Annotated in this window: 9 protein-coding genes; 4 read left to right on the forward strand and 5 right to left on the reverse strand. The window is 37.6% G+C overall.

All coding sequences use genetic code 11. The features are described from left to right. Nucleotides 1–27: 27 nt before the first annotated feature. Genes FHG85_RS05420 through folP form a run of 3 tightly spaced genes read right to left on the reverse strand, consistent with a single transcriptional unit; the run spans nt 28 to nt 3,007 of the window. A complete protein-coding gene (locus FHG85_RS05420; protein ID WP_173073756.1) occupies nt 28–1,275 on the reverse strand; it encodes a hypothetical protein in 1,248 nt (415 codons plus the stop codon). Between the two features lie 50 nt (nt 1,276–1,325). Then, a complete protein-coding gene (cdaA, locus tag FHG85_RS05425; protein WP_173073758.1) occupies nt 1,326–2,123 on the reverse strand; it encodes a diadenylate cyclase CdaA in 798 nt (265 codons plus the stop codon). Nucleotides 2,124–2,125: 2 nt separating this feature from the next. Beyond that, nucleotides 2,126–3,007 carry a dihydropteroate synthase gene (gene folP / locus FHG85_RS05430; RefSeq protein WP_173073759.1) on the reverse strand — a complete coding sequence of 294 codons (882 nt, stop codon included), beginning with the start codon at nt 3,005–3,007 and terminating at the stop codon, nt 2,126–2,128. An 89-nt stretch (nt 3,008–3,096) separates the two neighbouring features. Here folP and tmk point away from each other — a divergent pair, with 89 nt between their 5' ends. Genes tmk through FHG85_RS05445 form a run of 3 tightly spaced genes read left to right on the forward strand, consistent with a single transcriptional unit; the run spans nt 3,097 to nt 7,225 of the window. Then, complete coding sequence (tmk, locus tag FHG85_RS05435; RefSeq protein WP_173073761.1) at nt 3,097–3,789, forward strand: dTMP kinase; 693 nt, start codon at nt 3,097–3,099, stop codon at nt 3,787–3,789. 13 nt (nt 3,790–3,802) lie between these two features. Further along, nucleotides 3,803–5,035 carry a BT_3928 family protein gene (locus tag FHG85_RS05440; protein ID WP_173073763.1) on the forward strand — a complete coding sequence of 411 codons (1,233 nt, stop codon included), beginning with the start codon at nt 3,803–3,805 and terminating at the stop codon, nt 5,033–5,035. Further along, nucleotides 5,036–7,225: a S46 family peptidase gene (locus tag FHG85_RS05445; protein WP_173073765.1), complete on the forward strand. Its 2,190-nt coding sequence runs from the start codon at nt 5,036–5,038 to the stop codon at nt 7,223–7,225. 106 nt (nt 7,226–7,331) lie between these two features. Here the strand turns inward: FHG85_RS05445 and FHG85_RS05450 are convergent, their stop codons facing one another. Both FHG85_RS05450 and FHG85_RS05455 read right to left on the reverse strand, forming a co-directional pair. Continuing rightward, nucleotides 7,332–7,727, reverse strand: a complete 396-nt coding sequence (locus FHG85_RS05450) for an OsmC family protein (RefSeq protein ID WP_173073767.1) — start codon at nt 7,725–7,727, stop codon at nt 7,332–7,334. A 224-nt stretch (nt 7,728–7,951) separates the two neighbouring features. Further along, a complete protein-coding gene (locus FHG85_RS05455; RefSeq protein ID WP_173073769.1) occupies nt 7,952–11,320 on the reverse strand; it encodes a M6 family metalloprotease domain-containing protein in 3,369 nt (1,122 codons plus the stop codon). A 261-nt stretch (nt 11,321–11,581) separates the two neighbouring features. Between FHG85_RS05455 and FHG85_RS05460 the strand changes: the two genes are divergently transcribed. Further along, nucleotides 11,582–12,286: a LytR/AlgR family response regulator transcription factor gene (locus FHG85_RS05460; RefSeq protein WP_173073771.1), complete on the forward strand. Its 705-nt coding sequence runs from the start codon at nt 11,582–11,584 to the stop codon at nt 12,284–12,286. Nucleotides 12,287–12,293: the final 7 nt, after the last annotated feature.

Below are 12,293 nucleotides of genomic sequence, written 5' to 3' on the forward strand. Positions count from 1 at the left end.
GGGTATCGTTTTCGATACCCTTTTAAGTTATTGCAGTATAGTTACTTCAAAATCAAGTTTTTTAATTTCTTCCCAAAAGGTTGTATATGATTTACTGGTTATTCGGGCATTGTCCATAACTATTTTTTTACCCAGTATTGCAAATGGTGCAAGCGACATGGCTACCCTATGATCGTTTTGCGAGTCACATTCAAGTTGCTTTAACTTATTAAGATTAGATTTCCCGTCAAATTCCAGAATTTCTGTTTGATTCTCTTGTTTTACGATAATCTTTGCCCCAATTTTTTCAAACTCTTTTTGAATGGCTTCAAGTCTATCAGGTTCTTTTGTGTGAAATTTCTCTGTTCCTGTAATTGAGAAAGGAATACCCAATCCTAGGCAGGTAAAAAGGACAGCTGGTGCCAAATCGGACTGATTTTTAAAATCATAGCTAAAATGATTAGCCACCTTGCCCTTGCGCTTAATAATTACTGAATCTTCTTTAATTAGTGTTTTAACACCAAGATTTTCAAAAATATTAATAACTGCTGTGTCGCATTGAAAGCTATCAGGTTTCAGTCCAGTTATCTCAACTTCCCCCTTTTCTGAAAGGGCAACCGCTTCGTACCAATACGAGGATAAAGACCAGTCTGCCTCAACATTTAACTCACTACCATCGTTTATCTGATGTTCAATTAGAACTTCGTTTTCATCCCAATCAACGTTAACACCCATAAACTGTAAGGCTCGAAGTGTCATGGTTGGATAATCTTCTTTAAGTATCCAATCCTTAAGTTCCTCTATATCATCGATACTAGATTGCGGATTGATGAGCATTCGTGCCTCAATCATTTTGCTATAAATGGAACCCTCAACTCTAAGTATTTTTCCTCTTAGATTCTTACCTATAATTCGTAGAGGAGGATTACCAAAACGTTCTTCGTATTTTACCTCCAAGCCATTCTTTTGGAGTAATGTGGCAATTTTTTCGGTAGCACTCCCTTTTAAAATGTTAGAGGATGAGATAACCCATTCGCCACCAAAGTACTTAATGAAGGATTGAATATGCCTTAGGGCTTGTGCCGATTTCCCCGATTTGCCTTTAAGCCCTTTCTTGAATATATCATGATTAATTATTTCAACCCCTTCGGTATCCTTCTGAATGGCGCTTTGCTTTAATGATGTGTCTTTTAAAACTCTTATGACTAGCTGTTTGTATGAAACTGTTCGTGTTGGAGGAATGTTTACCATTCCTTTTATTTTAGAGTCATTTTTGATTATTTGATATTTTACCATTTTGTTAGGGTTTAAAAATTGCAATGCTGTAAAAGTAAAAAAATAATTTATTACCTATTCATAAGTTTAAGGTCTAGCTTATGTTTGAGTTCATCGGGATTAATGTCATAATCAATTCGTCCATTATCGGCAATACTTATTTTCCCAGTTTCTTCTGATACTATTATTACCAAAGCATCAGTTGCTTCAGTTAATCCTAAAGCTGCCTTATGGCGCATTCCAAAATGTGGAGGAAGATTAAGGTTCTCTGAAATTGGAAGTACACAGCGAGCAGCAACAATCATATTATTATCAATAATTACTGCCCCATCGTGCAAGGGACTATTTTTGAAAAAGATATTTTCAAGTAATCGGGCAGATATGTTGGCATTGATAATATCGCCTGTTTCGGCATAAACCTCAAGATTCGAGTTTCGAGCAATAACTATTAATGCGCCTGTTTTTGTTAAGGAAAGGTTCGTACATGCTCGCGAAATAGATTCAGTATCAATAAGTATTTTGCTCGAAGGTTCATTACCTAAAATGGATTCAATAGCGTTTTTACCCTTTGATGTATATTTTGCTCCAAGGATAAGTAGAAACTTCCTTATTTCTTGTTGAAAAAGAATGATTAATGCAATTACTCCTACCCCAATTACTTGTCCTAAAATGCTACCCAGCAGTTCCATGTTTAGGGCTTTAACAACAAGCCACACTACATAAAGCAGTACAATCCCAGAGAAGATATTCATGGCTGCAGTGCCCCTTATAAGCAGGTAGAACTGATAAAGCAGGAACGCAACGATAAAAATATCGATGATGTCAAGTATCCGAATATGAATAAAAAGTGGTGTAAGGAAGCAGCCCATGCTTATATAAATTGGAATTCAGGTTGGCTATTAACAATATTCATTAGTTTTATTGCTTCAACAGCGGGCCTAACATCGTGCACCCTTAGAATCGATGCGCCTTTCTGCAAGGCTATTGTATTTAATATGGTAGTTCCATTTAAAGCCTTTTCGGGCGAAATGCCTAGTGCTTTGTAAATCATCGATTTTCTTGAAATGCCAACAAGCAATGGCAGTTCAAGTAGGCGGAATGTTTCAAGGTTTTTAAGAATGGTGTAATTATGTTCGATGGTCTTACCAAAACCAAAACCTGGGTCTATAATTATGTCCTTAACGTTGTGTTGTTTTAGCTTCTCTATCTTTTCATTAAAAAAAAGTACAAGCTCCCTAATTACATTTTCGTAAGTTGGGTTCTGTTGCATATTTTCAGGTGTTCCTTTCATGTGCATAAGAATGTAAGGAACATTTAGCTCAGCAACGGTTTTAAACATTGCTGAATCAATTTCGCCTGCCGAAATATCGTTTATAATATCAACGTTAAAATCCTTAACTACTCTTTTAGCAACCGACGAACGAAAGGTATCGACCGAGATAATTGCATCGGGAAATTTTTTTCTAATGGCAGTAAGAGCTTTGTTTAAGCGTTTCATCTCCTCATTTTCCGAAACAGGTTTAGAGCCAGGACGTGTAGAACAAGCTCCAACATCAATTATATCTCCGCCCTCTGCAAGTATTTGCTGAGCTCTTTTGGCAATGCTGTAAGAAGACCTGTATCTGCTGCCGCTAAAAAATGAATCTTTTGTAACATTAATAATTCCCATTACAAATGGCTTGTCTATTGTAATGAGTTTTCCGTTACAGTGTAACGTCTTTCTGGGAATAAAAACTGAACGTTGTTGTTCCATTTTTTTCTATATTGCAAAATATTTCAGATGCTAAAATTACTAAACATTAAATTAAGTTTTACTATTGTTGGTTTTTAATTTTATTATTCATGGCTTTAATAGTAATAGAAGGACTTGATGGTGCGGGAAAATCAACCCAAATTGATAAGCTCACAAAAATATTAAACGATAATTCAATCCCTAATCACTTTCTTCATTTTCCAAGAGTCGATACTCCATTTTTTGGGGAGCTTATTGCTCGGTTCTTACGTGGCGATTTGGGCGATATTAATTCTGTGGACCCTTACGTTGTAGCCCTTTTATATGCAACTGATAGAATGGATGCGGCAGCACAGATTAAAAGTTGGCTCGATAAGAATCATGTGGTTTTACTTGACAGATATGTTTATTCTAATGTTGCATTTCAGTGTGCAAAACTTAAAAACGATGATGAAATTAATAGGTTGCGTGAATGGATACTAAAGCTTGAGTTCGAATACTTTGACATCCCAAAACCCGATTTAAATATTTTCTTGAATGTCCCCTTTGAGTTTACCAGAAGTAAGCTAACACAACAACGTATAGGTGATTCCCGTTCCTATTTAAATGGGAAGGATGATATTCATGAGAAAGATTTAGAGTTTCAAAGAAGAGTCCGTAGAATATACTTAGAGCAAGAAAAGAACGATGCAAACTTTGTGGTATTAAATTGCGATAACAACAAAGGGCAGATGTTGCCACCCGATGATATTTCAACCATGATATTGAAGGAAATCAATAAACGAAAATTGTTAAACCATTAAAAAGGTTATAGCCATGAATAAAAAATTTACCCTTCTTGCTAGATATCTTTTAGCCATTGTTTTCATTTTCTCTGGTTTTGTAAAGGGGGTTGACCCCTGGGGTACTGCCTATAAACTACATGATTACTTCTTGGCTTTTCATCTTGATTTTCTTGATAACCTTTCTCTTGTTTTCTCATTTATTCTTTGTGTAGCAGAACTTTATATTGGTTTACTGCTATTGTTTGGCGTTAAGTTGCGTTTAGCAGCTTGGGGAGCATTTCTTTTTATGCTTGTTTTTACGCCTTTAACTTTAATATTGGCATTAACTAATCCGATTTCAGACTGTGGGTGTTTTGGCGATGCTATTAAACTATCTAACTGGGGAACATTCATAAAAAATATCTTCTTTTTTATTGCTGCTGCAATTCTTTTTGCATCTCGTAAATCAATTACTTCAAAGTTTAGCGTGTTAAAAGAGTTTGCTGTAGCTATACTCTTATTGGCTATTTCTCTTTTGCCATCGATTCATGGTATCAGGCATCAACCTTTAATCGATTTTAGACCTTTTCATGTTGGTGCTAACCTACTTGACTATACTACTGTCCCCGATGATGCTCCGCAAGATGTTTATAAGACGATTCTTTACTATGAAAAGGATGGAGTGGTTAAAGAGTTTGACGAGTCTAACTATCCGTGGAATGATTCTACGTGGACTTTTGTCGATTCAAAATCGTATTTAGTACAAAAAGGATATACTCCACTAATTAATAATTTTGTGGTTTACTCCGAAGATGGGCATAATTATACCGATTCCATTTTATATTCTGATGGCTATTTACTGCTTCCTGTTATACCTTACACGAAATACCTTACAAAAGAAGCCGATGAAGTTTTCAATAAAATTAACAAAAAGGCATTTGAAAAAGGAATTAAGATTTTTGGTTTAGTCTCAGCATCGGGTAAAGACTTACTCGACCTTGAACAAAAACATAGGTTGTTCTTTCCTATGCTGCAGGCCGATGAGGTCATGCTTAAAACGATTGTCCGTTCTCAGCCTGGTCTACTCTTGCTTTATAATGGAACAATTATTGGTAAATGGCATTGGAGAGATATTCCTAAAGATTTGCTTGATGTTAAGAATCCTCATGCCTATCTTATAAAAACTCTTAAAAAGAGTAATGAAAACTATCAGGTTTTGGCAATATCCATATCTTTACTTTTACTATTACTTCTTATAAATGTTAATACCAAAAATCGGAGATAGATGAATATGAATACATTTAAAAGAGTTTTTATTGGGTTTCTTATTCTTTTGTCATACTCGGCTATTCGAGCCGATGAGGGCATGTGGATGCTCAATAAAATTAGCCAAAACATCCCCGCAATGAAGGCTTTAGGTTTTAAACTTACAGCCGAGGATATATACAGCATAAACCACTCATGTTTAAAAGATGCCATTGTTCAATTCGATGATGGAACTTGTAGCGCTGAGCTTGTTTCCGCTAATGGTTTGTTTTTTACAAACCATCACTGTGGTCTTGATGCAGTTCAAGAGCTGAGTTCTGTTTCAAATAATCTTTTAGAAAATGGATATTGGGCTTCAAACTATGAACAGGAATTGCCAGTTCATGGTAAAACAGCACTTATTCTACAAGACATATCCAATGTTACTGTTGAGATTTTAGATGGGATTAGTAACTCATTATCAAATGAGGATTACTTTAGAGCTATTGAACAAAAAATGCAATATTTAGAAGACTCCATAACATTAGCAACCGGATACTACACAATTATTCGCCCTTTTTATAACTACAACGAGTTTTACATGTTTCGTTATAAACGCTATCGTGATGTTAGGCTTGTAGGTGTCCCACCATCATCGATTGGAAATTTTGGTGGAGATATCGATAATTGGCATTGGCCACGCCATACTGGTGATTTTTGTGTTTTTCGAATATATACCTCACCCGATGGAAGCCCTGCTGATTATAGCCCCAAGAATATTCCCTTAAAACCGAAGCGATTCCTAAAGATAAGCCTTCAGGGCGTTAATGAAGGCGATTTTGCTATGATTATCGGATTTCCTGGAAGAACCCATAGGTATGCAACCTCTTTCGAAGCACTTTACAACAGGGAAGTAGTCGCTAATTTTAAACGCAATGTTTGGGGGGAGATGATTAGAGCAATTAAAAAAGCGCAGGAGACTGATCCAGCCATAAAGGTTGACTACACAGACAAGCACGATTACTTGGTAAACTTTTACCAAAAAGATGTGTGGCAGGCGGAATCGATGTACAACTACAATGTTGTTGAACGTTTAGCTGCGCGCGAAGATAGCCTCAAGGCCTGGGCTAATAGGAACCCGTTCCTGTTTAGCAGGTATGTGACAAGCCTGCCTGTAATTAAAAACTATTTTGAAACTGCCACCAAAAATAGGTGGGAGGAAACAGAAGGTGCTCTATCTGCATTGTCGTACCCTGTTGATATTCATAATGTTATAAATGCTTGTAACAATTTTATTAGCGTTATTTTTGAACAAGGTAAACCCTATAGTAGGCTTAGCTTTAAAAAGGATTATATTAGGATTGAGGCAAAAAAAATAGAAAAGCATCTACCTGATATTTTTGAAGGGTACCATATTTATCCCGATGCTCAACTTTACTCCATAGCATTCGGTACCTTAATTAATAGTATTGGAGATGTAAGTAATATAAAGTTGCTTAGCTCCATTAAGAAAATTGATAATATTAATGTCTCTTATCCTTATTATGTGCGTGCTTTTTATGAAAAATCATATTTTTCCTCCCCCGACAACTTAAAACGACTTATTAAAAGACCATACAGAGACTCTTTAATAAATGATCCTTTCCTTCTCCTTTATCACAGCTATAGTATGTTATGGGATTCTATTTACAGTTCAAGGTATAAGGTTGAGCAAGATTACAAGAGAGCCATGCAGCTTTTCACACGTGGAGTTATGGAGATGAAAAAAGGTAAACTCCTTTATCCCGATGCCAACTCTACACCACGTTTAACATATGGTAAGGTAAAAGGATATAAGCCTGCCGATGGCTTATACTACAAACCTTTTACAACGCTCGATGGAGTGATGGAGAAAGAAAGTAAAACCGAAGATATCTTTAAAGTTCCTTCTAAGTTGAAACAGCTTTGGGAACGAAAAGATTATGGGAGATATGGTAAGGATGGTGTAATGCCAGTTTGCTTCCTTACCGATAATGATATAACAGGAGGAAATTCTGGGAGTGCAGTGCTTGATGCAAATGGGAATTTAATAGGAATAGCATTTGATGGAAATGCTGAAGCAATGGCCTGTGATTTTATGTATGAACCCGAAACGCAAAGAACCATTGTAGTTGACATTCGCTATGTTCTTTTTATTATTGATAAGTTTGGAGAATGCCAACACATAATGAATGAATTAGAAACAGTTTAGTGTAACATCTTTTAAATTAAGAGGCTGTCTCAACCTTGGGACAGCCTCTTTTTTGTTTCAGCTCAAATCAACCTAAAAACGCAAATTCTATATTTGCATAAGCATCTTATATGCTTTTAGTCGTTACACTCATTTGAGGTGGGTTGTGCAAGTGCTTTTTAACAGCACACTGATCTGCTGCTTTTATTACTGCATCCTTATACTTTTCTGGAAAGTCTGATGGCAAATTAATCTCTAACTCTAACTTTTCTATCATGTGAGTTTGAGGATTAAACTGGTGCCTTTGTACAATTTTGATATTTTCGGTAGGAATACCTCTTTGATCGCAAAATGATTTTACATATATCCCTGCACAGGTGCCAATGGATGCCAAAAATAACGAAAATGGTGCAGGACCCTCATTATCGCCACCACCATAAATTGGTTGGTCGGTTAGAATGTCGTGCTCTCCTATGTGAGCAATTACCTGTTTTTTACCTTTAAATGTTACTTCAAATTCCATATCTCGATTAATTTAATTTTTCACAAAAATACTCTTTAATAACATATAAACATGCAAATATGTATATGTGTTTATTTGGAGTTATTCTAAATAATGTTAATTGTTTTATATTAGAGATCTATTTAAAAGCATAACTCTTAAATTCTATGAATGCAAACGTTAAAAAATGAGGGGTGGCTTTTAGATAAGCCACCCCTCAAGGGTAAAACACACTTTAGCAGCTATTAATTTTTAATAAACTGTTTTGTTATTGGCTCTTTTTCATCATCTATTGAGATTGTATAAATGCCGGGTGCCAAATCGTTAATATTTATGCTTGTATTTCTTTCGTTTAACATTTGGAACTTAACAACTGCTCCTCTCATATCGTAAATCCTTGCTGAAACTTCACCTTCTATTCCATTAAGCATAATATTTAGGCTTTCTTTTGCAGGATTAGGGTAAATCGTGAATATCTCAACCTTTTCATTACCTAAATCTTCAGCAAAAGGAGTATCAGTTGTTGGAGCCGATGAGCTGCTAGTTATATTCACACTGTAATCCTCAACCTCACCGTAGGTAAATGTTTCGCAAGCGGTTGGGGCAGCGTTATACTTCATGCTCACACGCATGCGGGTTACGCCAAGCGTTGCTGTTGATGGTATGCTTACAGTTGCCGATAGCGTGCTGCTACTTGATGATGAGCCTGAAACCACCTTTTCGGAGTCCTCAAAGGTTCCATTGTGGTTAAAGTCAATCCAGATGGCCCAGTACTCTGTATATGAGCTGCTACTGAATCCTGCGCTTATGTAGATAGTATTTGAAGAACCCCTTGCTACGGTAGCTTGCATGCTAGTCATATCCTTGTAACCACCATCATTACCAGATGTACGGTTAATTCCTGCAAACTGAACCAGGTCAATCCACTCGTAGCTGGAGTTTTTGCCCTTTGAAGTACAGTAGCTTACCGACGAGCCGCTTTCGGTAGTAAAGCTAACCTGGCTACCGTATGATGTGCCCTGGGCGTTGGTTGCATATGCCCTTGCATAGTAGGTGGTGTTGGGCGATAGCCCTGTTAGGGTTGCGCTGAATGAGCCAGTACCCGAACCGCTTGCCACCTTGCTATTCGAAATGGTTGGGTTCTGCGATGTGCTGTAGCATATACCACGAGCTGTTACGCTTGCGCCTCCGTTCGATGTTACATTACCGCTAACGGTAGCCGAGCTTGAGGTTACGTTGCTAACGCTTCCCGTTGTTACGGTTGGGGTTGAAGCTGCGCTACCAGCGGTTACGGATACGTCATCAATGTACCAGTAGTCGATGTTGTAGATATTACCCTCAACCACAAAGGCAATGTAGGTGGTTGAAGAGTTCAGGTTGGTTGTAATGGTAACTGTTTCGGTACGGGCGGTAATGTTTGATGTAGAGGTGCTCTTTGACCATGTGGTGTTGGTCCAGCTGGACTTATCGTTCGAGGTTTGAACGCGTAGCGTAGCACCTGAGCTATAGGCATCGAACATGTGCTTGAATGTAAGGGTGATCTGGCTCTTGCCAACGGTGTTGATGGCAGGTGTAATCAGGCGGGTGGTGCCTGGGTTTACATTCTGGTAGCTGCACTTCATCTCGTATGCAGAACCGCCAGCCTTGTTGCTGTTGGAAACGCTCCAGCGCTCGGTTATGCCGCTACCAGTGTTTTGTGTTGTCCATCCGCTTGGTAGGCTTGAGCTGCTGAAGCTTTGCGAGTATGGCAAGCTAACACCCGTTGGGTTCGCCTGTGTGGTGAACGACTTGATAGAAGAGTAGCTACTCGTGCCATAGGAGTTCTTAGCCCTTACGTGCCACTCATAAGTGGTGTTGGCAGAAAGGCCTGTTGCGTTGTACGAGTTTGTTGTAACGTTATAGGTTGAGTATGACCCGCCCTGAGGCCTGATCTGAACATCATAGGAGGTTGCCCCGCTAACAGCGCTCCAGCTAAGTGTTGCACTGTTTGTGGTGATGTTTGAAGTTGATAGCCCACTAGGAGTAGCAGGAGCAGTTCCACCACTAGAGCCACCCATAAATGCAAATGTAATATCTTTAGTTGATGAGTTCTCTGCTATATTGGTAATTGGTTTACCTGTGTTTGCACCTGCCCAAGATTTCATGCTAGGTGTAGTGGCATCGGTAAACGAGGTTTTATTGCTAGTTCCTGGAAAAGGACAACCAGCACTGTTTATGCTTCCGTATGAACTTGCTGATGAACTTGGATTTGTGGTTGCACTCGCACAAACAGGATACATTTTTTGCGGATAGGATGCATTTACATTATTATAGTTACTAGCCGACACTACATCTTTATGAACGTGATAGATCAGAAGCCCATGGCCTGGAACTGCAGCGTCAAAGCCAGTTTTTTGGCGATTCTCAATTAACCAGTATTCCCCACTGGTTGTTGAATTGATCTGGTAAAAACTCTTGTTCGACTCAACAGGCTTTACTGTTATATTGGCAGCTGAGGATAGGATGGTTGCATTTGCCCAACCATAAATCTTAACCTTTGTATAGGCATTGTGGTGCGCAGGAGTATCGCCATTGTTATTCCAAGATCCGCTTGCCATCATATCCCAGTTACCTGTTCCGTAAAATTGACCTCCAGTACTGTAATTGGTGTCATAGTAATCAGGTGCACCTAGAACATGACCAAACTCGTGGCAAATTACTCCAATTGCTGTTATTGTTGAACCTGAATTACCTCTAAGTTCTGCTGAACAGGAATATTTACTAATTGTTACACCATCTTTTGTTACAGGAGTAATATTCCATGCATGAGCCCAAATGGCATTGGAACTAGCACCTGCCTCTTCTCCGTAACCTGCATAAATTACGTAAACACCATCAACTGTACCGTCTCCATCGTTATCATAATTGGCAAAGTTTGCCTGTGCGTCGGCAGCATTAACAGCTTCAGTGACTAAAGCTCTTGGGTTTGAGTCGTTACCATTGTAATCGTTTCCACCATAGTACGACATATTTTGGCTAGCAGTATATGGTCCAAATACATCAACTGTTAGGTTGAACTGATTCCATGAGTTTTCTAAGTAGTAATCCTTTACGCTACCTGAACCAACTTGATTAAAAAGGGTGTTAAAATCAGACTTAGACTTGGTAAATGCTCTATCCTTAAAACCCATTAGAATACAAACTAACTTTCTGTTTCCTGTTGTAGGAAATGCTTTTTGAGCTTCTGCATTTTTAATTTCCCATATGCTCTTCATCATTGAAAGCTGGCTTTTGCTATAGTATAGCCCTTTGCTTATCTTTGAAAGAAGTGCTTTCTCTTTAGCAGTTCTTTCTTTTATGTTGCTAACCTCAATTCCTGAAAGTTGCAAATCGCCTTTGGTATCTTGAACAGCGTATTCATAGATGCCTTTGCTGTTGAGTAGGATTGTATAACCATCCTCTGTAGTAGCCCATTTTACCTTTTCGTCACCTTTAAGGAAAATGGCTAATGTTTTACCATTGGCTTGTTTATACTGAATAAGCCCAGGATAAGCTGGAACTGCATAAATTTGGCTTACCCATAGTGTGCATGCAACTAAACACATGCTCATTAAACCGAGTAGTTTTTTTCTCATAGTTTAAATTGTTTAGGTGGTTAGGTTTATAGGTTGTTTTTGCAAGGTATCTTAAAGACTAGAGACTTTCAAGGATTTTTGTAAAAAACAGAATGGCTGTCGATATAAAGCAGATTTAAGTCTATTAAATGCAAGGTTTTGTCTACGAATGCATAATGTACTGATAAATAAGAGGAATGGATTTAAATGAATATCGGTTTGCTAAAAACTATGAGATAACCTTAAAAAATACTAAATTGCAAGGCTAAATAATACAAAGCAATGGGAACTAGAGTCATTATAGTTGATGATGAACCTTTAGCTATTTCTGTTATTGAGGGATACCTTCAACGTATTCCTGGCATTAATATTATCGCAACCTTTAATGATGGTCTTCCTGCTTTTGAGTTTCTTCAAGAGAATGAAGTAGATATTATGTTTTTGGATGTAGAAATGCCTAAGTTGACAGGCATTGAACTTGTTCGCAGCCTGCAAAATCCTCCTGCTGTAATCATCACCTCTGCAAACAAAGATTACGCCATTGAGGGATTTGACCTAAATGTCTCTGATTACATTCTCAAACCAATAACATTTGAACGTCTACTTAGGGCAATATCTAAAGTAAAAGAGAGCTTAGCATACAAGAAGAATGCTGAAAACCCAACTGAGAAACAATATATTATCTTCAAGGAAAATAAGAAAAATATTAGAGTTAGGCTAGACGATATTTTATATTTTGAGAGCATTAAGGATTATGTAAAGGTAGTTACAAAAGATAAAAATATTGTTACTAAGTTAAGCATAGCATCAATTGAAGAGAAACTCGATAAATCCATGTTTATTAGAGTTCATCGTTCTTTCATTGTATCTCTAAAGCACATTGATTCCTATTCTTCTGTTTCTATAGGAATTGGAGAGGTAGAAATACCTATAGGTAGGGTTTTTAAAGAAGAAGTTATTGAAACACTGGAAAGTAAATTGTATTAATTCTAAA

Source organism: Tenuifilum thalassicum (assembly GCF_013265555.1).
GTDB lineage: Bacteria > Bacteroidota > Bacteroidia > Bacteroidales > Tenuifilaceae > Tenuifilum > Tenuifilum thalassicum.